Origin of the sequence: Nocardia asteroides, from assembly GCF_900637185.1 — a bacterium.
GTDB classification, from domain to species: domain Bacteria; phylum Actinomycetota; class Actinomycetes; order Mycobacteriales; family Mycobacteriaceae; genus Nocardia; species Nocardia asteroides.
The window spans coordinates 6566003-6587012 of record NZ_LR134352.1 but is presented as its reverse complement, the minus strand read 5'-3'; the positions used below and the strand labels follow the sequence as shown (position 1 = coordinate 6587012).

18 protein-coding genes and 1 pseudogene are annotated in these 21010 nt (G+C 71.2%); 6 read left to right on the top strand and 13 right to left on the bottom strand.

Features of this window, described 5'->3' with window-relative positions:
* The first annotated feature begins 6 nt into the window (after positions 1–6).
* The gene (locus tag EL493_RS30450; RefSeq protein ID WP_036835038.1) at positions 7–861 is read left to right on the top strand and encodes an acyl-ACP desaturase; all 855 of its coding nucleotides are present in this window, start codon (positions 7–9) and stop codon (positions 859–861) included.
* Positions 862–917: 56 nt separating this feature from the next.
* Here the strand turns inward: EL493_RS30450 and EL493_RS30445 are convergent, their stop codons facing one another.
* The 4 genes from EL493_RS30445 to glpX all read right to left on the bottom strand — a co-directional run bounded on the left by EL493_RS30445 (position 918) and on the right by glpX (position 4492).
* On the bottom strand, positions 918–2324 hold the full coding sequence (locus tag EL493_RS30445; RefSeq protein WP_019048979.1) for a class II fumarate hydratase: 1407 nt from the start codon (positions 2322–2324) through the stop codon (positions 918–920).
* Between the two features lie 113 nt (positions 2325–2437).
* Positions 2438–2884: a hypothetical protein gene (locus tag EL493_RS30440; RefSeq protein WP_019048978.1), complete on the bottom strand. Its 447-nt coding sequence runs from the start codon at positions 2882–2884 to the stop codon at positions 2438–2440.
* Between the two features lie 30 nt (positions 2885–2914).
* Positions 2915–3367, bottom strand: a complete 453-nt coding sequence (locus tag EL493_RS30435) for a hypothetical protein (protein WP_074965400.1) — start codon at positions 3365–3367, stop codon at positions 2915–2917.
* Between the two features lie 81 nt (positions 3368–3448).
* Positions 3449–4492 carry a class II fructose-bisphosphatase gene (gene glpX, locus EL493_RS30430; RefSeq protein WP_019048976.1) on the bottom strand — a complete coding sequence of 348 codons (1044 nt, stop codon included), beginning with the start codon at positions 4490–4492 and terminating at the stop codon, positions 3449–3451.
* Between the two features lie 61 nt (positions 4493–4553).
* Between glpX and EL493_RS30425 the strand changes: the two genes are divergently transcribed.
* Entirely contained in the window at positions 4554–5180 is a 627-nt protein-coding gene (locus EL493_RS30425) for a DUF4245 domain-containing protein (protein WP_198040836.1), read from the top strand.
* A gap of 9 nt (positions 5181–5189) precedes the next feature.
* On the opposite strand, the gene EL493_RS30420 is transcribed toward EL493_RS30425, so the two are convergent.
* From EL493_RS30420 to EL493_RS30410, 3 genes are all read right to left on the bottom strand, one after another.
* Positions 5190–5441, bottom strand: a complete 252-nt coding sequence (locus EL493_RS30420; RefSeq protein WP_019048974.1) for an exodeoxyribonuclease VII small subunit — start codon at positions 5439–5441, stop codon at positions 5190–5192.
* Complete coding sequence (gene xseA / locus EL493_RS30415) at positions 5438–6739, bottom strand: exodeoxyribonuclease VII large subunit (RefSeq protein ID WP_019048973.1); 1302 nt, start codon at positions 6737–6739, stop codon at positions 5438–5440. Before xseA ends, EL493_RS30420 begins: the two co-directional genes overlap by 4 nt.
* 85 nt (positions 6740–6824) lie before the next feature.
* Positions 6825–7439, bottom strand: coding sequence for a lipid droplet-associated protein (locus EL493_RS30410; RefSeq protein WP_019048972.1), 615 nt, complete (start codon positions 7437–7439; stop codon positions 6825–6827).
* Positions 7440–7553: 114 nt separating this feature from the next.
* On the opposite strand from EL493_RS30410, the gene EL493_RS30405 reads away from it, so the two are divergent.
* On the top strand, positions 7554–8561 hold the full coding sequence (locus EL493_RS30405) for a 4-hydroxy-3-methylbut-2-enyl diphosphate reductase (protein WP_022565822.1): 1008 nt from the start codon (positions 7554–7556) through the stop codon (positions 8559–8561).
* 54 nt (positions 8562–8615) lie between these two features.
* Here the strand turns inward: EL493_RS30405 and EL493_RS30400 are convergent, their stop codons facing one another.
* Complete coding sequence (locus EL493_RS30400; protein WP_030201019.1) at positions 8616–9449, bottom strand: DUF6542 domain-containing protein; 834 nt, start codon at positions 9447–9449, stop codon at positions 8616–8618.
* Between the two features lie 51 nt (positions 9450–9500).
* Positions 9501–10649 carry a DNA recombination protein RmuC gene (locus tag EL493_RS30395; protein WP_019048969.1) on the bottom strand — a complete coding sequence of 383 codons (1149 nt, stop codon included), beginning with the start codon at positions 10647–10649 and terminating at the stop codon, positions 9501–9503.
* A gap of 145 nt (positions 10650–10794) precedes the next feature.
* Between EL493_RS30395 and EL493_RS30390 the strand changes: the two genes are divergently transcribed.
* A complete protein-coding gene (locus EL493_RS30390; RefSeq protein WP_019048968.1) occupies positions 10795–11985 on the top strand; it encodes an exonuclease SbcCD subunit D in 1191 nt (396 codons plus the stop codon).
* 37 nt (positions 11986–12022) lie between these two features.
* Positions 12023–16153, top strand: coding sequence for an AAA family ATPase (locus EL493_RS33955; protein ID WP_051719404.1), 4131 nt, complete (start codon positions 12023–12025; stop codon positions 16151–16153).
* A 63-nt stretch (positions 16154–16216) separates the two neighbouring features.
* Here the strand turns inward: EL493_RS33955 and EL493_RS30380 are convergent.
* A pseudogene (locus EL493_RS30380) lies at positions 16217–17545 on the bottom strand (MFS transporter); the annotation flags it as partial.
* A gap of 77 nt (positions 17546–17622) precedes the next feature.
* Here EL493_RS30380 and EL493_RS30375 point away from each other — a divergent pair.
* A complete protein-coding gene (locus tag EL493_RS30375) occupies positions 17623–18249 on the top strand; it encodes a TetR/AcrR family transcriptional regulator (RefSeq protein WP_019048963.1) in 627 nt (208 codons plus the stop codon).
* Position 18250: 1 nt separating this feature from the next.
* Here the strand turns inward: EL493_RS30375 and yczE are convergent, their stop codons facing one another.
* From yczE to EL493_RS30360, 3 genes are all read right to left on the bottom strand, one after another.
* Positions 18251–18871: a membrane protein YczE gene (yczE, locus tag EL493_RS30370; RefSeq protein WP_019048962.1), complete on the bottom strand. Its 621-nt coding sequence runs from the start codon at positions 18869–18871 to the stop codon at positions 18251–18253.
* Between the two features lie 87 nt (positions 18872–18958).
* Positions 18959–19471 (bottom strand): methylated-DNA--[protein]-cysteine S-methyltransferase, encoded by a 513-nt coding sequence (locus EL493_RS30365; RefSeq protein ID WP_019048961.1) that lies wholly within the window; start codon positions 19469–19471, stop codon positions 18959–18961.
* Positions 19472–19494: 23 nt separating this feature from the next.
* Positions 19495–20961: a DNA-3-methyladenine glycosylase 2 family protein gene (locus EL493_RS30360; RefSeq protein ID WP_019048960.1), complete on the bottom strand. Its 1467-nt coding sequence runs from the start codon at positions 20959–20961 to the stop codon at positions 19495–19497.
* Positions 20962–21010 lie beyond the last annotated feature (49 nt).

Sequence of the window (21010 nt, the reverse complement as noted above, 5' to 3'; positions counted from 1 at the left end):
GTCGGAGTGCAGAAAACTTTGACCGACCGCGAGCTGCTGGACTCGCTCGCGGATGTGGTGGAAACCAACCTGGCTCGGCACACCGAGGTGGCCGAGGGCTGGCAGCCGCACGAGTTCGTGCCGTGGGCCGACGGGCGCAACTTCGCCTTCCTCGGCGGCACCGACTGGACCCCCGAGCAGTCCGAGCTGAGCGAGACCGCCAAGCTCGCGCTGACGGTGAGCGTCCTGGTCGCCGACAACCTGCCGTCCTACCACCGGGAACTCGGCAAGCATCTGCGCACCGGTCCGTGGTGGCGCTGGGTCGGCCGGTGGACGGCCGAGGAGAACCGCCACGAGATCCTCATCCGCAACTACCTGATGGTGACCCGCGCGGTGGATCCGGTGGCCCTGGAACGGGCTCGCATGGCGCACATGACCGACGGCTTCAACCGTCCCCCGCTGCACCTGATCGAGGTGCTCACCACCTGCGCCCTCGAGGAGCAGGCCGCCGCCATCCGGCACCGCAACACCGCCGCCCTCGGCGAGAACCCGATCGTCACCGCCATCGCCGAGAAGCTGGCCGCCGACGACGCGCTGCAGGCCGACTTCTTCGCCGCCCTCGTCGCCGCCGCCCTCGATCTGGTCCCCGACCAGGCCGTGCGGGCCATCGCCGACCAGGTCGCGACCTTCCGTGTCCCGCAGGTGGAGCTGCCCGGCGGCGGCTCCAGCGACGAGGCCCTGGCCGAGGCCGGCATCTACGACCGGGCCAAGGAAGGCGAGCTGGTGTTCGGGCCGCTGCTGAAGCGCTGGAACATCTTCACCCGCACCGACTTCAGTGAGGAAGGCGAGAAGGCCCGCGCCGAACTGGCGCACCTGGCCTGACCGTCCCGACGCGAACGGCCGTCACTCCCTCGGGGTGACGGCCGTTCGCGTGCCGATCAGGACTCGCGATCCACGTTCGCCATCGCGAGCACGTCCAGCTTCTGATCGAGTTCCTCGACCGAGAGCTTGTCCGGGGTCAGCCCACGGTCGATGACCGTCTGCCGGATCGTCTTCTTCTCCCGCAGAGCCTGTTTGGCCACCGCCGCCGCCTCCTCGTAGCCGATGGCCGAATTGAGCGGGGTGACGATCGACGGTGAGGACTCGGCCAGCGTGCGCAGGTGCTCCTCGTTGGCGACCAGGCCCACGACACACTTGTCGGCGAACAGCCGGGAGACATTGGCCAGCAGGCGGATCGACTCCAGCAGGTTGCGCGCCATCACCGGAATGTAGACATTGAGCTCGAACGCGCCGCTCGCGCCGCCGAACGCGATGGCGGCGTCGTTGCCGACCACCTGCACCGCCACCTGCGTGACAGCCTCGGGCAGAACGGGATTCACCTTGCCGGGCATGATCGAACTACCGGGCTGCAGATCCGGCAGCTGGAGCTCGCCCAGACCGGTCAGCGGGCCCGAACCCATCCAGCGGATGTCATTGGCGATCTTGGTCAAGCTCACCGCGACGGTGCGCAGCGCGCCGGAGGCCTCGACCAGCCCGTCGCGCGCGGCCTGGGCCTCGAAGTGGTCGCGAGCCTCGCGCAGCGCGTCGATCCCGGTGGCGCGCACCAGCTCCGCCACGACCTTGGTGCCGAACCCGGCCGGCGCGTTGAGCCCCGTCCCGACCGCGGTGCCGCCGATCGGCAGCTCACCCAGCCGGGGCAGCGTGGCCAGCGCGCGCTCGATACCCGCCTCGATCTGCCGGGTGTAACCGCCGAACTCCTGGCCCAGCGTCACCGGCACCGCGTCCATCAGATGCGTGCGCCCCGACTTCACCACCGTGCGCCACTGCTCCGACTTGTCCAGCAGTGCCAGCCGCAGATGCTCCAGCGCGGGCACCAGGTCCGTGATGACGGCCTCGGTGGCGGCCAGATGCGTCGCCGTGGGGAAGGTGTCGTTGGACGACTGCGACATGTTCACGTCGTCGTTCGGGTGCACCGTCACCCCGTTGCGCGCCGCGATCGAGGCGATCACCTCGTTGGCGTTCATATTCGAACTGGTCCCCGACCCGGTCTGGAACACATCGATCGGGAACTGATCGTCGTGCAGACCCTCGGCGATCTCGTTCGCCGCGGCGACGATGGCATCCGCCTTCCCCGGATCCAGCAACCCCAAATCCTTGTTGACCTGCGCACACGCGGCCTTCAACAGCCCCAAGGCCCGGATCTGCGCCCGCTCCAACCCCCGCCCACTGATCGGGAAGTTCTCCACCGCCCGCTGCGTCTGCGCCCGCCATAACGCCTCGACCGGCACCCGAACCTCCCCCATCGTGTCGTGCTCGATGCGGTACTGCACGTCGTCATCAGCCATGCCTCGACCCTAGGACGATCCCGCCCCGAATGGGGTCCCCACACCCCCGCAAAATCCCACACCCCGAAGGGGGAATAGACCAGGCGGTGCCCAGTCGTACTCGACCGCCAGGGTCACAGCAGTCGATGGAATCCGAGGATTTCGTACTCGTCGTCGAATGACATCGCGACCGACCGCTCATCCCCTGCAATGAAATCCAGATTGTCGCCAAGAGCGCTACGAAGAGATGCGAGCCAGCGGCCATCCTCGACGACGCACTCCAAAAAAGGGAAATTTTCCAAGCCGGTGCCGCAGTAGAACCGGGACCCGATCCGCGCCTCTCGCAAGAGCGTTTTGTACCAGGCGGTGATCCGATCGGTCCCGGCGCTGTCGTCGATTCTGGCGTTCGGGACCGTGGAGAGTCGATTGAAATTGCGGAGTGTGTCCAGGGCTTCCCTCGAAATCGCGGCGCGATCTCGGTATCCGACAACGTCGATCCCGTCCAGGCCGTCGACCAAGCGGCGTAGCTCCCGTCTCTCTCGGAGCAGGGTCAGCTTGTCCCGAAGATCTTCGCTCGCCAATCAATCGTCCCGACGTCGGATTCCGTATGGTCACTTCGTGCGGCCGTCGATGGCCACCATGCGTAGTGGATCGACGTGTCGAGCGCCGGAGACGTAGAGCGCCCAGAGCAGTTCACCGTGGGGAATGTGGGGCTCGCCGCGGGTGTCGACCCGAACGGCGATGCCATCCGGTTGTCGGGTGATGTCCCACCACGTCCATGCGCGCAGGTCGGGGTCGAAGCAATAGATCCACTCCGCTGGGTCCCAGGGAGGTCCCAGGTTCGCCGCGACGTAGTTGTTCGCGCCCTCGGTGCTCGCGAAATCCGGTGCGTCCCGAAACCATCGGGGCAACGAGTCGAGCGCGATTTGCTCGTCCAGATCGAAGTCGACGGTCTGGGCAATGTCGACGGCGGCTGAGATCAACGCCCGGAATCGTTCGATGTAGAGCTCCGCCGGTATGGCGGGGCGTACCGCGAACATCGCCAAGGATGCGCTGGGGATCATCGGCTTCCTGCTTACGAGAGGTCCGGCCGACTGTCGAACGACCGTGCAAAGGCCGCGCACCGAAGTGCGCGGCCTTTCACATCACGGCAGGGGCGGGTTGGCGCTGTCGTCGCCGTCGAAGTCGACGGAGGAGTATTCGCGGAGCTTGGTGAGGCGGTGGTAGGCGTCGATCATGCGGACGGTGCCGGACTTGGAGCGCATGACGATGGACTGGGTGGAGGCGCCGCCGCCGAAGTAGCGGACGCCGCGCAGGAGGTCGCCGTCGGTGACGCCGGTGGCGCAGAAGAAGACGTTCTCGCCGGCCACCAGGTCGGTGGTGGACAGGACGCGGTCCAGGTCGTGGCCCGCGTCGATGGCCTTCTGGCGCTCTTCGTCGTCCTTGGGGGCGAGCATGCCCTGCAGCTCACCGCCGAGGCAGCGCAGCGCGGCGGCGGCGATGATGCCCTCGGGGGTACCGCCGATGCCGACGAGGATGTCCACGCCGGACTCGGGGCGGGCGGCGGCGATGGCGCCGGCGACGTCACCGTCGGAGATCAGGCGGATGCGGGCGCCCGCGTCACGGGTCTGCTGGATGATCTCGGCGTGCCGGGGGCGGTCCAGGATGCAGACGGTGAGGTCGGAGACCGAGGACTTCTTGGCCTTGGCGACGCGGCGGATGTTCTCGCCGATGGGGGCGGTGATGTCGATCGAGCCGGCGGCGTCGGGGCCCACGGCGATCTTGTGCATGTAGAACACGGCCGACGGGTCGAACATGGCGCCGCGCTCGGCGACCGCGAGGACCGAGATGGCGCCGGGGGAGCCCTTCGACATCAGGGTGGTGCCGTCGATCGGGTCGACCGCGAAGTCGACCTCGGGACCGGTGCCGTCACCGACCGCCTCGCCGTTGTACAGCATGGGCGCTTCGTCCTTCTCGCCCTCACCGATCACGACGACGCCCTGCATGGACACGGAGCTGACCAGCTGGCGCATCGCGTCGACCGCGGCGCCGTCGCCACCTTCCTTGTCTCCGCGGCCGACCCAGCGGCCCGCTGCCATCGCGCCTGCCTCGGTGACGCGGACCAGCTCGAGTGCGAGGTTACGGTCGGGTGCCTCGCGGCGGCTGGGGGCGGGCGAAGATGCCGTCATTGCGGAGTGCCTCCTTGGCGTCGGTGTACGCGGCAATTGTCGCATTAGGATCGGCACGGCCGTGCACGACCTGCGAAGCCCCGTGGCGGGCCTGGTCACCGGCGAGTGGATACTGGTAGCCGTGGCCCAGCAGAAACACCGGATCTTCAACGACTATCGCGACCTGTTCTGGTCGCTGATCCCGTTGGTGTTGATCGCGATCGTGCTGGCGGGCGCCGCGAGCCAGTGCACGGTGGCCACGAACGGCCCGACCCAAGGTCAGGTGCCGTTTTTCGATGCCGACGCCGCGCTGAAGTCGGACGCCCGATCGCTGCCGTTCGCGATCCGCAATCCGGACCTGCCGCAGGACTGGGTGTCGAACTCGGGCAGCCGCGACACCATCGTCACCACCGGCGGTGGTCCGGTGAGCACCGTCGGTTACATCACTCCGCAGGGCACCTACATGCGGTACTCACAGACCTCCGCGTCGGAGGAGGCGCTGTCGCGGCACGTGCTCGGCTCGCGCTATCCCACCGGCACGCAGGACATCGCCGGGCACCGATGGGTCGTCTACAGCGAGCCGACCGAGGAGTCCGGCTGGATCACCGACCTGGACGGTGTCCGGATCCTGATCACCGGCGCGGGCAACGAGGCCGCGTTCGCCACGCTGGCCGAGGCGATCACGGTCGCCGCGCCGCTGGCGAAGTAGCGGCCGGACCTACTCGCCCGCCTCGTCGGCGTGCGCGATGGCGTCCTCCACGCGCTTGCGCGCACCGGCCAGGTGCTGTTCGCAGCGGCTGGCCAGCGCTTCGCCGCGTTCCCACAGGGCCAGCGAGTCGTCGAGGTCGAGGCCGCCCTGTTCCAGCATCTTGACCACGTTCACCAGCTCGTCGCGGGCGCGTTCGTAGCCGAAGCCCGCGATCTCGGCGAGGGTGTCGGTGGGCTCGGTTCCGGCGTCGGGCACGATCATTTCCCCTTGTCGTCGGTGGCTGGTGTCAGGCGCTGGGTGCCGAGCGCGGCGGCGCTGACGGCGCCGTCGGCGACGCGGATGCGCAGCTGGCTGCCCGCGGGGGCGTCGTCGATCGCGCGGACAACGTGCCGTTCCGGTCCGGCCACGCGCTGCACGACAGCGTAACCACGGGCCAGCGTCGCGGCCGGGCCCACCGCGGTGAGTTTCTCCCGCAGATGCGCGGCCGCGGTCGACTCGGTACGCAGGGTCTGCTCGACCGTGCGGCGGGCCTGGGCGCGCAGCCGTTCCACCTCGTCGTGCCGGTGCCGCAGCTCGCGCAGCGGATCGGCCAGCACCGGGCGCGAGCGCAACTGGGCGATGAGGTGGGCTTCGCGCTGCACCCAGCCGCGCAGCGCGGCGGCGGAGCGGGCCCGCATCTCGCGCACGCCGGCGAGTTCGGCGGCGGCGTCGGGGACGATGCGCTTGGCGGCGTCGGTCGGAGTGGCGGCGCGGACATCGGCGACCAGATCGCTGAGCGGGGAATCGGGTTCGTGGCCGATCGCGCTGACGATCGGGGTGGTGGCGGCGGCGATGGCCCGGCACAGCGCCTCGTCGGAGAACGGCAGCAGGTCCTCGGTGCTGCCGCCGCCCCGCGCGAGCACGATGACGTCGACAGCCGGGTTACGGTCCAGCGCGGCGAGCGCCTCCAGCATCTGCGGCACCGCCGTCGGACCCTGCACCGCCGTGTTCTCGACGATGAAACGGACTGCGGGCCAGCGGTTCTGGGCCACGGTGAGCACGTCGCGTTCGGCGGCGCTCGCCCGCCCGGTGATGAGCCCGACGGTGCCGGGCAGGAACGGCAGCGGCCGCTTGCGGCGCGCGTCGAACAGGCCTTCCGCGGCCAGCAGCGCCTTGAGCCGTTCGATGCGGGCCAGCAGTTCGCCGATGCCGACCGGGCGGATCTCGGTGACCCGCAGCGACAGCGTGCCGCGCCCGGTGAAGAACTGCAGCTTGCCGTAGACCACCACCCGGCTGCCCTCGGTGAGCGGAACAGGGCTGCGGCGCAACAGGTCCGGATCGCAGGTCACCGACAGCGACATGTCCGCCGAGGTGTCGCGCAGCACCAGGAACGCCGTGCGGGTGCCCGGGCGCAGGTTGATCTGGGTGACCTGCCCCTCCACCCAGACGCTGCCGAGCCGGTCGATCCACTGCGCGACCTTCACCGCGATCGACCGCACCGGCCACGGTTGCTCGGCCGAACTGCCCGGCGCGTCGGACTGCACGGCAGCCGAGCCCGCGGGTGCGCCGTCCTCAGTCATACGTCAGGTATACGCGGCGCTACCGACACAAACAAAAGCGGCCGCGACCGGCGGGTCGCGGCCGCTTCGAGGCCTGCGGACAGCCTTACTGGGCCTGCACGGTCGCGATGCGGTTGGTCAGCATGGTGACGAACGGGGCGCGGGCGCGGGTCTGCTGCTCGAAGGCCAGCAGCTGGGCCAGCTCCTCGACGGTCAGCATGCGCAGCCGGGCGCGCAGCTGGGCCAGCGTCATCGCGGGGTAGTCGTAGCGGATGGCGACCTCGGGGGCCTGCACCTCCTCGGGCTCCGCCGTGACGACCGGCTCGGGCTCCGGCTCGGCGGCCCGCTCCTCGGACTCGAGCAGCAGCAGCGAGGCCGGGGCGGCCTTGCCGTTGGTCTGCTCGACCGGGGTCTCCTCGGTGAACAGATCGAAGCGGCTGGCATGGCCGTTGGTGGCCACGGCGGGCTCGGGCGCGATGTCCTCGTCGAAGGTGGCCCACTCGGGCTGCTCCTGCGGAGCCGAACCCAGACGCTCGAACACCAGGTCGCCCTTGAGCGCGAGACTGGTGACGAACTGCTGCACGTGCATCGTGGTCTGCAGCACGCGACTGATCGCGGTGATCGGGAAATTGACGGCGGCGACGGGTAGCCGCCGGGTCTCTTCTAAGGCGTAGACCGCGGCACCGGCGGCGACCCTGGCCAGGAACGGAGGACGAAACATGGTCCCAGCCTGCCGCAAACGGCCTGTGATGCAAAGGTCCAGGCGCCCCCGATGTGACTTTCGCCCCTCTATCCGCCCTGATCCCGCCCGCGCGGCGCACGTAAGCTGTGGACTATGACCTCGGCAATTCCCTTGAACGTCGGTATCGCGCGCTCCGCGGGCGCGTCGGCTGCCGGTGGCAAGCGCGTGCTGCTGGCCGAGCCGCGCGGCTACTGCGCCGGCGTCGACCGCGCCGTCGAGACCGTGGAGAAGGCGCTGGACAAGCACGGCGCCCCGATCTACGTCCGCAAGGAGATCGTGCACAACCGGCACGTGGTGGAGACGCTACGTGAGCGCGGCGTGATCTTCGTCGACGAGACCGACGAGGTGCCCGAGGGCGCGCTCGTGGTGTTCTCGGCCCACGGTGTCGCGCCGATCGTGCACGAGACGGCCGCCGAACGGAACCTGCGCACGATCGACGCCACCTGTCCGCTGGTCACCAAGGTGCACCAGGAAGCCAAGCGTTTCGCCCGCGACGACTACGACATCCTGCTGATCGGCCACGAAGGCCACGAGGAGGTCGAGGGCACCGCTGGTGAGGCGCCCGAGCACGTGCAGCTGGTCGACGGTCCCGACTCGGTGGACAAGGTCACCGTGCGCGATCCCGCGAAGGTGATCTGGCTCTCGCAGACCACGCTGTCGGTCGACGAGACCATGGAGACCGTGCAGCGCCTGCGTGAGCGGTTCCCCACGCTGCAGGACCCGCCCAGCGACGACATCTGCTACGCCACCTCCAACCGGCAGACCGCGGTGAAGGCGATGGCGCCCGAATGCGATCTGGTGATCGTGGTCGGCTCGCGCAACTCCTCCAACTCGGTGCGCCTGGTGGAGGTCGCCCTCGGCGCAGGCGCGCGAGCGGCCTACCTGGTCGACTACGCCCGCGAGGTCGACCTGGCCTGGCTCGACGGCGTGCGGACCGTGGGCATCACCTCGGGCGCCTCGGTGCCGGAGATCCTGGTCACCGGCGTGCTCGACCTGCTGGCCGAACACGGTTTCGGCGAGGTGCAGCCGGTGACGACCGCCAACGAGACCCTGGTGTTCTCGCTGCCGCGCGAGCTGCGCGCTTCGCGCCGCGACGCCTGACACCGCCTGACAAAGAAGCCCCGCCGCGTACTCGCGGCGGGGCTTCCTTCTTCTCTAGACGTTGTCCGGCCTGCGCCGTTCGGTACGGCCGGTGTCGGCGCGGTCGCGGTAGCGCACGTTCGGCTGCGGATGCGGTGGGGCGTCGCCGCGGCGGCGCTGGGTGCGGGCCGGTTCGGCCTCGCGCGGGGCCGCGGCGCCACGGGCGGCGCGCGGTTCCCTGGTCCTGGCGGCGGCCGGGGCCCGCTTGGGCTCGGCCGGGCGCGCGGGACGGCGGGCGGGGCTCGCCATGTCGACCGTGGTGACCGGGTCGTCCAGGACGGCGGTGCCGCGGCGGGTGCGCTTGCCGCGGGCCGCGTCGTCGAGGGTCTCGGGGCGACGTCGTTTGACGGGCTTGCGCTCGGTCTTGCGTTCGGCACGGCGTTCGGGCGTGGCGGCCCCTGCCGTCGCGGGGGAGCGCCGGGCCAGCGCGATCCGGGCGCCACCGATCGCCAGGACGAGCACGGTCGCCAGCATCATCGTCGGGAAGCGTTCCACCAGCGGGATGACGAGATTCATCAGCACGTCTTTGATGGAGGTGGTGGCGCGTCCACCCAGCATCTGGCAGGCCACCGGCACCGCGACGAACAGCAGCAGCGGCGGCATGACCATGGTGGAGAACAGCCCGCGGAACCGCACGGCGCACACGGCGAGCACACAGCCGAGCACATACAGCGCCGAGAACGTCGTCGTCGGGTAGGTCTCGCCCCCGAGCGCGTCGATCAGGAACCCGAACGCCGTCATGCCCGCCGCGAGCAGAATCGCGCCCCAGGCGGGGACGCCGGGCACCGAGGGCAGGATCGAACGTTGCGGCGCGGGCACCCGGGGTCGCGCACGTTGGGAAGCAGCCACCCCATGACACTAACCGCACAACCCGGCCCCGGGCGCCGCGGCACGGGGATCTCAGTACCGATCCTCGGCGTCGGCGAAGGCGACGACCCGTGGTCTGGCCTCGGTCGGCCGGATTGCCGGCAGCTCCTGATCGGCGATGCCGAGATCGTGCATCCGGCGCGCGGTGACCAGCACCCGCGACTCCACCGAGCCCACCGTCGCGTTGAAAGCGGCCACGGCCTTACCGAGATTCACCCCGAGATTGTCCAGGTGTTCGGCCACCTTGCCGACCCTGGTGTAGAGCTCCTTGCCCAATTGCTGCACCGTTGCCATGTCCCGGGACAGCGCTTCCTGCCGCCAGCTGAACGCGACCGTGCGCAGCAGCGCGATCAAGGTGGTGGGGGTTGCCAGGATCACGTTCCGGCCGAACGCGTACTCCAGCAGGCCCGCGTCGGTGGTGAGGGCGGCGTCGAGGAACGGGTCGCCCGGGACGAACAGGACCACGAACTCCGGGGCCGGATCGAAGGCCGCCCAGTAGGCCTTGTCGGCCAGCTGGTCGACGTGGGCGCGCAGGTGTTTGGCGTGCCGGGCCAGCAGCTGGTCGCGGGCGGTGGGGTCGTCGGTGGTGGCCGCGTCGAGGTAGGCGGTGAAGGGGACCTTCGCATCGACGACGATGTGTCTGCCGCCCGCCAGCCGCACCACCAGATCCGGCCGCACGCCGCCGCGATCCCCGGCGCCCGCGCGGTGCACCTGGGTGTCGAAATCGCAGTGCCTGGTCATGCCCGCCAGCTCGACGACACGCTCCAGCTGGATCTCGCCCCAGCGCCCCCGCACCTGCGGCGCGCGCAGGGCCGCCACCAGCTGGCCGGTCTGATCGGAGAGCCGATGCGAGGTGCGCTGCATCCCCGCGACCTGTTCGCGCAGGCCGGAGTACGCGTCGATCCGATGATGCTCCACTTGGCGGATGTGCTGCTCGAGCGCGCCGACCGCGTCGCGCAGCGGGTCGACCAGCGCGCCGATCGCGGCCGAATGCCGCCGTGCCGCATCCTCGTTCGCCGCGTGCAACGACTGTTGCAGCAATCGTTGATTGTCGCCCGCGGCAGCGAGCCTGGCCTCCGCGGCCGCGGTGCGCTGACCACCGCGGGCGGTATGCCCCAACCAGCCGAGACCGAACCCGGCAGCGAATACCAAGACGAGCGCGACGAGCATCGAGGCGGTCATAGCCGCGATAGTGCCCGAGGGCACCGACAAACTCGCAATCACCGGGCAACCCGGGCGTGGTGCCACGCCGACGCCACGCCGGGCGGCGACCCTCGCGGGGTGCGTCGATTGAATTCTGTCGGGGGTGTGGCCTAAGTTTCGCCGCATGCGGATCCTGCACACCTCCGACTGGCACATCGGGCGCACCTTCCACGGTGTCGACCTGCTGGCCGACCAGGCGCTGGTGCTGGCATCGATCGCCGAACTGGTGACGGCCGAGTCGGTCGACGTGGTGGTCGTGCCCGGCGACATCTACGACCGCTCCATCCCGAACGCCGACGCCATCGCCGTCTGCAACGCCGGTTTCGAAGCCATCCGGGCCGCGGGCGCGCGGATCGTGGCCACCTCGGGCAATCACGATTCGCCCGCCCGGCTCGGCGCAGGCGCCAGTTTCGCCGCCGCCGGCGGACTGCATCTGTGCACCCGGGTGGCCGACGCGGGCAGGCCGGTCCTGCTCGACGACGCGCACGGTCCGGTGGCGTTCTACGGCATCCCGTATCTGGAACCGGAGATCACCCGCGTCGAACTCGGTGTGCCACAGGCGCGCTCGCACGCGGAGATCCTGGACGCGGCGATGGGCCGGGTCCGTGCCGATCTCGCCGACCGCCCGGGCACCCGGTCGGTGGTGCTCGCGCACGCGTTCGTCGTCGGCGGTGCGGCGACCGGGTCGGAACGTTCCATCTCCGTCGGCGGGGTGGAGACGGTGTCGATGTCGGCGTTCGACGGCATCGACTATGTGGCGCTGGGACACCTGCATTCGCCGCAGACGCTGTCGGACTCGGTGCGCTACAGCGGGTCTCCGCTGCCGTACTCGTTCGCCGAGAACTCGCACCGCAAGGCGGTCTGGATCCTCGATCTCGACGCGACCGGCCTGGCCGAGGTGCGCAGGCACGATCTGCCGGTGGTGCGCGGGCTCAGCAAGCTCACCGGCACCCTCGACGAGTTGCTCACCGACGAGCGGTACGCCGACGCGCAGGCGCACTACGTCTCGGCCACCCTCACCGACCCCACCAGGCCGGTCGATCCCATGCGTAAGCTGCGCGAGCGGTTCCCGCACGCGGTGCACGTGGAATGGGCACGGCCCGAGGGCAATCCGGAGCTGCGTTATCGCGAGCGGGTGCACGGCCGCCGCGACGCCGAGGTGGCGGCGAGTTTCCTGACCGACGTGCGTGGCGAGCCGAGCGAAGGGGAGATGGTGTGGGTGGAACGCGCCTTGGCGGCCGCGGTGCACGAACCCGACACGCGGCGGCTCGACTCCGGCCTCGACGGTGCCGAGTCCCTGGAAGTGACGGCGTGAGGCATCCGCGCTCCGCCGGGACGGGCGGCGGTGCGGCGTGAGACTGCACCGGCTGGAGATGGTCGCGTTCGGCCCGTTCGCCGAATCGACCGTCGTGGATTTCGACGCGCTCGGCGGCGACGGGCTGTTCCTGCTGCACGGGCACACCGGCGCGGGCAAGACGACGGTGCTCGACGCGATCGCGTTCGCCCTCTACGGCCGGGTGCCGGGCGCTCGTGGCGACAGCAAGCGGCTGCACTCCGACCACGCCGACCCGCAGACACCGCCGCGCGTCACCCTGGAGGCAACCCTCGGCGGCAGGCACCTGCGCCTCACCCGCAGCCCCGCCTTCGAACGGCCCAGCCGGGACGGCACCAAGACCAGGGAGATCCAGGCCAAGGGCACCCTCGAATGGCTCGACGGTTCGGGCGAGAACCTGTCCCGGCTCACCGACATCGGTGACGAGGTGCTGCGCCTGCTCGGCATGAGCGCCGACCAGTTCTTCCAGGTGGTGCTGCTGCCGCAGGGCGATTTCGCCAAGTTCCTGCGCGCGGAGAACGAGGACCGCGAGAAGCTGCTCGAAAAGCTCTTCGACACCCAGCGTTTCGGCGTGGCCGAACAGTGGCTGGCCGACCGCCGCCGCGCCGCCGGGGCCGACCTGGAGACCCGCAGGCAGGGCATCGATCGGCTGATCACGAAGGTCGGCATGGCGGCGGGGTACGGCGGTGCGGAGTCGGTGGGTGTCCTCGATGCCGTCACCTGGTCGCAGGACCTGCTGGCCACCGCGCGCACCGAGCTTGCCGAGGCCAACGCGAATGCCGAACTGCGCCAGAAGGAATCGGCCACTGCGCGCACCGAGGCGGAGGAGCAGCGGCGGATCGTCGAGCTGCACGCCCGGATGGCCGCGGCGCGGGCCGAACTGGCGGGGTACACCGCCTCCGCCGAGCGCCGCGCCGAGCTGGAACACGAACTCGCGCAGGCGCGCCGGGCCGAACCGGTCGTCCAGGCCATCGACGAGGCGCGCTCGGCGGTGCGCGCCCTGCGTCGCGCGGAGACCGCGACCCGTACCGTCGCCGGGCGGCTGGCGGTGCAGGTGAACGCCGAAGCCGCTGCCGATATCGCCGGTATCGATCTGCTCGAGATCGTGTTCGACGTGGACGACAGTGAGCGACCGGAAGTCGCTGCGGCACAACCTGGTCCCGCGACTGGTCACAACGGCCCCGAGCGGCGGAGCGCTGGGCACGCGGGCCGCCTGGGCGAGAAGGCCGGGAGTACGCGAGAGAATCACCCCGGAAGCTTCGATCCGGGTGCGGTGCGTGATGTGGTCGGTGATCTCGACGGCGCGGTGAGTCAGTGGAACGCGCTGCTCGGCGTGCTCGGTGAGGTGCGGGCCGATGCCGAGGTGGCGCAGCAGCTGACGGCCGAGCTGTCCGCGCACGAGGCCGAGGCGATCCGGCTCACCCAGCGCGCGACCGAACTGGGCGAGCGTCGCCTCGCGCTGCCCGCCGTCCTCGCCGAAGCGGGGGAGCAGCTGCGGGAGGCGACCGATGCCGCCGCGGCGCTGCCCGGCTTGCGCACCGCGCTCGGCAAGTGGCAGGAATCCGCAGCTGCCGCAGTGGAATTGGCCAGGCAGCGGCCTGCTCTGGACCGCGCGCAGGCCGAGTTCGACGCCGCCCGTCGTACCCATCTCGATGCCAGGGAGCGCGTGCTCGATCTGCGCACGCGTCGCCTGGCCGGGATGGCCGCCGAGCTCGCGGGCGCGCTGGCGATCGGCGCGCCGTGCGCGGTGTGTGGTTCCGCCGACCACCCCGACCCGGCCCAGCCCACCGACGACGCCGTGTCCAAGGACGCCGAGGACGCCGCCACCGTCGCCGAGCAGCAGGCCGAGGCGGTGCGCGACCGGATCGCCGAGCGCATCGGCGTCATCGAACGCGAGATCGAGGCGCTCACGGCGCGTGGCGGTGACGCCGACCCGGTCGTGCTGGCCGATGCAGTCCGTAGCGCGACCCACCGCGTCGAGGACGCCACCGAGAACGCGAACCGCGTCGCATCCCTGACCGCCCGCCTCGACTCCCTGCGCACCGAGGAGACCGCGCTGCACGAGCAGTCCCGCGACCTCGACGCCCGCCTCGGCACCGTCACCGCCACCATCGCCGCCACCCGCACCCGCCTCGACGAACTCACCCTCCGCCTGCGCACCGCCGCGGGCGCCGACAACGCCGTCGAAGCCCGCACCACCCGCCTCGAGGCCCTGATCGCCGCGGCCACCGCCCTCCGCACGTCCCGCACCGAGGAATCCACCACCCGCGACGCCGTCCGCCAAATCGCCACCCGCGTGGAAACCCTCGCCCGCACAGCGGGTTTCGTCCCCGAAGGCTACGAACACGCGACCAGCGCGCCCATGACCGGAGTCGCGGCCGGCCCTGCCACCGAGACGACCGGCAGCACCGTCGCACCGAGTTCTACCGCCGGTGCTGAGGCTGCGGAGACTGTCGATGCTGTAGCCGAATCCGCCGACGCGCCTTCTGAGTTCGGTACCGGCCAGGTCACCCCTGAACTCGCCGCCACGTCGGTCGACACGCGCCCTGCTGCCACCGCGAGCACCGGCGTGACTGCTGTGCCCGCCGATGTCGCCGCCGGCGAGTCGGATGCAGGCGTCGGTTCCGAGGCCGCTATGGCGACTGGCGCCGATGCCGATAGGACCGCCGCGCGCTCTGGTGGTCCCGCCGCTGCCGCCGACGCCGCTGCCGCCGACGCCGCTGCCGCCGACGCCGCTGCCGCCGCTGCCGACGCCGACGCCGCTGCCGACGCCGACGCCGCTGCCGACGCCGCTGCCGCTGCCGCTGCCGCCGGTGCCGACGCCGCTGCCGCCGGTGCCGACGCCGCTGCCGCCGGTGCCGACGCTGCTGCCGACGCCGCTGCCGCTGCCGGTGCCGGGACCGCCACTGCTGCCGACGCCGATGCCGATAGGAGCGCGGCGCGCTCTGGTGGTGCCGCCGGTGCCGCCGACGCTGCTGCTGCTGCCGACGCCGACGCCGCTGCTGCCGACGCCGTCGCTGCCGGTGCCGCCGACGCCGCTGCTGCCGCTGCCGCTACCGACGGGACGGATGCCATTGTCGGGACTGACGCCGTTGACGCTGAGCCTGCTGCCACTAGCGCGGCCTCGGGTCACGAAGCGGGTAAAACGCAGCGGCGGGCCGCGAGTGTCGTTCGGTTCGAACCCGATATGCCGACGCTTTTCGATCTGTTCGACGAGGACCCCGTCGAGGACGAGCCGGAGCCCGAGGCGGAACCGGCGCCTCCCCGCGACGACATCGCCCTGCTCACCGCCTACGCGAAGGTCGTCACCGCGGTGGCGCGTACCGCGCAGCGGCTGGCGGAGATCGAGGCCGAGCTGACCGCGGCGGATCGGGCTCGGGCGCATGCGGAGGCGGTGCTGGCCGAGCCGGCGATTCGGGCGGTGGCCGAACAGGTGCCGGGGGATCTGGCCGCGTTCGAGCAGCGGTTCGCCGAGGCGCAGGGCGCGTTGACCGCGGCGGTGTCCGCGCAGTCGGCGGCGGCCGAGCGGGTGGCGCAGCTGGAGCAGTTGGGGACGCAGCTGTGGGGCGAGGTGGAGCGGATCGCGCCCCGGCAGCGCGATTTCGACGAGCTGGCCACGCTGGCGGAAGTCGTCGCGGGGCGTGGGGAGAACAGTCGGCGGATGTCGTTGCGGTCCTACGTGCTCGCCGCGCGGCTCGAGGAGGTCGCGGTGGCGGGGTCGCTGCGGTTGCGCCGGATGTCGGGTGGGCGTTACGAATTCGTCCACTCCGACAAGGCGGGTCCGCGGGGCAGGCGGGGCGGGCTCGGACTCGATGTCCGCGACGACTACACCGGCGCCGTCCGCTCCGCCAAGACCCTCTCCGGCGGCGAAACCTTCATGGCCTCACTGGCGCTCGCACTCGGTCTGGCCGATGTGGTCGCCGCCGAAGCGGGTGGGCTGGTGCTGGACACGCTGTTCATCGACGAGGGTTTCGGCAGTCTCGACGCCGACACCCTCGACGCGGTCATGGGTGTCCTCGACGAACTACGCGCGGGCGGTCGCGTCGTCGGCGTCGTCAGCCACGTCGACGAGATGCGGCAGCGGATCCCGAGCAGGCTGCACGTCATCCGCGGCCGCTCCGGCTCGGTCCTCGAGGTCAACGTCGCCTGAGCCGGGACGCAGCAGCGCGACAGCGAGCAGCGCACCCACCGCCGCCATCCCCGCGGCGGCCAGGAAGGCCATGGCCAGGCCGGTGCGGTACGCGGACTCCGGCGCGGCCGGAGATGATTCGGTCACCTTCTGCGCCAGCAACAACAGCGCGGTGACGCCGATGCCGGAACCGATCCGGCCCGCGGTGTTCACGATCCCCGCCGCGGTTCCCGCCGCTCGCGGCCCGACCGCGGTGACAGCGGGCTGGGTGACTCCCACGAACGCCGCGGGCAGGCCGATGCCGAGCAGGATCGCCCCCGGCAGCACGTCGACCGCATAGCTCGCGTGCTCGGGCAATCGGGCGAACAGCGCCATGGCCAGCGCCTGCAGGGCGAGTCCGCCGGCGAGCACCCAGCGGGCGCCGAACCGGTCCAGCGCCGGCGGCAGCGCCGTGCGTGAGACGACGATGTTCACCACCGCGACCGGCAGCACCGCCAGCCCGGACAGCGTGGGGCTGTAGTGCTGGGTGTGTTGCAGGTACAGCGCGAGCAGCGCGAACACCGGCACGTGCGCGGCTCCTACCAGGAAGTTCACCAGCGCCGAACCGCTCACCTGCCGCACTCCGAACATCGACAGCGGCAGCAGCGGATGCGGCGAGCGCACCTGGATCAGCAGGAACACCGCCAACAGGAATCCACCCGCGCCGAGCACCGCGCCCGCACGCGCGCTCTGATCCGGAGTGCCGAGCGCGCCGATGCCGTAACCGAGCAGCAGCAGCGACGAAGTCCCGGTCACGGCGCCGGGCAGGTCCAGCAGTCGCAGCGCCGCACCCGCGCGCTGGGTGTCGCTGGGCAGCAACCGGATTTCGGCCAGCGCGAGCAGCCCGACCGGCACGTTGATCAGGAAGATCGACGGCCACCCGAACAGGTCGGTGAGCGGCCCGCCGAGCGCCGTGCCGAGCGCGGCACCCGCCGCGCCCATGGCGCTCCACACCCCGAACGCCCGGTTGCGGGCCGCCGGTGTGGTGAAGACCGCGGTGAGCAGCGCGAGCTGGGCCGGGATGAGCAGCGCGGCGCCGACACCCTGGGCAGCGCGGGCGGCGATGAGCACCGCCGCCGACGGCGCCAGCCCGGCCAGCGCCGAGGCCACGGTGAACACCGCGAGGCCGGTCGCGAACATTCGCCGCGCGCCCAGCAGATCGGTGGTGCGGCCGCCGAGGAGCAGGCAGCCGCCGAAGGCCAGCAGGTAGGCGTTGGTCACCCAGCCCAGGCCGGATTCGGTCAGGCCGAGCTCGGCGCCGATGGTCGGCAGCGCCACGTTGAGCACGGTGGTGTCGAGGAAGACGACCAGCTCGACGGCGGTGATGAGCAACAGGATCACCCGCTCGCGGGGTGAGGACAGGGAACCGGACATGACGCGGCCTCTCGCTAGAGCAGTACTCTAGCGAGAATGTCACTGTAGTTCCGCTCTAGTCAAGTAGGATCTGCGGCATGACGGAACGCACCGCCGGGGTTCGCGCGGCCAAGACCATCGCCAATCGCGCCCGCATGCTCGCCGCGGCCAAGGAGCTGTTCGTCGAACGCGGCTACGCGGCGACCACGATGAAAGCCATTGCCGAACAAGCGGGCATGGCCGTGCAGACGTTGTATTTCACCTTCGCGACCAAACGCGCGATCCTGCTCGAGGTGCTCGACACCGAGATCGCCGGCGACGCCGAACCGGTCGCGACGATGGACCGGCCGTGGTTCGCCGAAGCCGTCGCCGCGCCGCCCGCCGAACAGATCCGGCTCCAGGTGGCCGCAGCGGCCGGGATCCACGCGCGGGTGGCCGCGCTCCTCGAAGTTGTCCGTTCGGCGGCGGCCACCGATCCCGAACTGGCCGAGATCTGGCAGACCAATCTCGCCCAGCGGTGGACGGTGCAGCAGCGGCTGGTCACCGAGCTGGCAGCGAAAACGCCCTTGCGAAAAGGGGTTTCGGTCGATCGCGGCGCCGATATCGCGCTCGCGCTCACCGCGCCCGAGACCTACCGGCTCCTGGTCGGCGAGCGGGGGTGGTCGGCTCGGGAATGGCAGGATTGGGTCGCGGACGCGCTGACCCGAGAGCTGCTCGGGCGCTGATTCAGGCCGCGACCGGCTGCGGCTGCGGCCGCGCGGCGAACCCGGGCAGCCACCCGTCGACGTAGGGGATCATCAGCTGGATGAGCGGGCCGATGCCGAAGGCGTAGACCAGGGTGCCGATACCGACGCTGCCGCCGAGCAGCCAGCCGGTGGTGAGCACCGTGGCCTCGATCCCGGTGCGGACCGACCAGACCGGCCAGCCGGTTCGTGCGACCAGTCCAGTCATCAGTCCATCGCGGGGGCCTGGACCCATCCCGGCGCCGATGTAGAGGACGGTGGCCGCGGCGTTCACGACCACCGCGACCAGCATCGCCGTCACCCGCAGCCAGAGCCCGTCGACGGCCGGGATCAGCCAGAGCCCGGCGTCGACCGCGATCGCGATCACCACCACATTGCTGACCGTGCCGAGCCCGGGCCGCTGCCGCAGCGGGATCCAGGCCAGCAGCACGGCGACGCCGGTCAGCGCCGTCACCGCGCCGAAACTCAGCGGCAAGTGCGCGGCGACGCCCTGATGGAAGACGTCCCACGGGTCGAGCCCGAGCCCGGCCCGGATCATCACCGCCATCGACGTCCCGTACAACCACAGACCGGTGTAGAGCGCGACCAGGCGACGAGTGAGCATGCGTTTCAGGATCCCGCCCGACTGGACCTCGCAAAAGATCCACTCACGAGAAACTGGCCTCGTCCGGCGCGGTGGAGGGACGGTCCACTACGCCTCGTGCGCGAGCAACCAGCGCTTGGCGTCGAGACCCCACCGGAACCCGCCGAGCTGCCCGCCGATCCGCAGCACCCGGTGACACGGTACGAACAGCGCCGCGGCATTGCGCGCGCACGCGTTGGCGGCGGCGCGGGTCGCGGCGGGCCTGCCGGACAGGCCGGCGAACTCGGTGTAGGTCACCGGTTCGCCCGCGGGGACCTTGCGCAGGACGTCCCAGGCGTGGCTGAGGAATTCGCCGGAACGCTGGTGGACGGGGATCGCGTCGATCGCGGTCAGGTCGCCGGCGTGGTAGTCGGTCACCGCGCGGGTGACCTCGCCGAGCGAGTCGCGCCGCCGCAGCTCGCTCGGCCGCAGGGCGACATGGATGACTGTGGTCAGCTCGGCCGGATCGGCGGTCCAGCCCGAGCCGAGGACCGCGCCGTCGGCGTCGACGATGACGGTGAACGGGCCGATCGGAGTGGGCACGGTGGCGACGTCGGCGAGGCGGGTGATGGTGGCAGACATGGTGTTTCGCTTCCGGTCGGGGATCAGGCGTGGACGAGGACGGCGCCGCGGTGCGCGAGGGCCGTCTTCCACAGGTGCATGGACAGGTAGGAGCGCCACGGCGCCCAGCGGGTGGTGTTGTCGAGATCGATACGGGCCAGCACGGCGCCCTGGCGGACCACCAGGTCGGTGCCGAGCAGGATGTCGGGGTCGGCGAGCAGGCGCATGGTGACGTAGTCGGCCGTCCACGGCCCGACGCCGGCCAGCGCCAGCAGGTCGCGGCGCAGTTCGGCGGCGGTGCGGCCGGGGTGCAGGGCCAGCTCGCCGTCGGCGATCGCCCGCGCCGCGGCGACCACGGCGGCGATCCGGCGGGTGGGCCCGGTGAGGATGTCGGCGCCGCGCTCGGCCACCGCCGCCGGGGTGGGGAACAGCCGGGGGACGGCGCCCTCGATCGGTTCGCCGAGCGCTGTCACCAGGCGCGCGGTGTGCGTGGCGGCGGCCTGCACCGAGATCTGCTGACCGATCATGGTGCGCAGCAACAACTCCGGGCCGTCGAGGCAGCCGGGCACGCGAATGCCCGGGGTGAAGGCGGTGCCGTCGATGCCCAGCGCGTCGTCGATGCCCTGCGGGTCGGCGTCCAGGTCGAGCAGGTGCCGCACCCGGGCCACCGTCGGCGCGAGATCGCGCATGTCCCGCAGCGCGAGTTCGGCCCGCACGTGCCCCGGCTGGAACGACAGCCGGATGGTGGCGTGCCCGTGCGGGGTGCGCAGACTGCGCGTGTAGACGCCGTCCTCCCAGGTCTCCATGCCCGGCACGGTGTGCGCGGACAGGAACCAGGCCAGCCAGCCGGTGTCGAGCGGCTCGCGATACGGCAGCCGCAGGGTGAGCAGGCCCGGGGTGGCGGGGGCGACCACGTCGGAGCGGGGTGAGCGTCGCGATTCGGTGCGCATGGTCGTCGGGCTCACCGCGAACACCTCGCGCACGGTGTCGTTGAACTGGCGGATGCTGGCGAACCCGGCCGCGAAGGCGATGTCGGACATCGGCATCTCGGTGGTCTGGATGAGCAGCCGCGCGGTGTGCGCGCGATGGGCCCTGGCCAGGGCCAGCGGTCCCGCGCCGAGTTCGGTGGTGAGGACGCGGGTGAGCTGACGTTGCGAGTAGCCGAGGGTAGCCGCCAGCGCCGGGACGCCGCCGCGTTCGATGACGCCGTCACCGATCAGCCGCATGGCCCGCGCGGCCAGATCCGCCCGCACGTTCCACAGCGGTGATCCGGGCGCGGCGTCGGGCAGGCACCGGCGGCAGGCGCGATATCCCGCCTGCTGGGCCGCCGCGGCCGTGGGTAAGAACGAGACGTTGACACGTTTGGGCGTGATCGCCGGGCACGACGGCCTGCAGTAGATGCCGGTGGTGCGCACCGCGGTGAAGAACTGCCCGTCGAAGCGGGAGTCCCGGGTCGACACCGCGCGGTAGCAGCGTTCGAAGTCCAATGCCGTGATCGTCACGGCTTCCACAATGCCCGCATCACCGACGAGCTGCTAGCGGAAATCGGCCACTTATCCC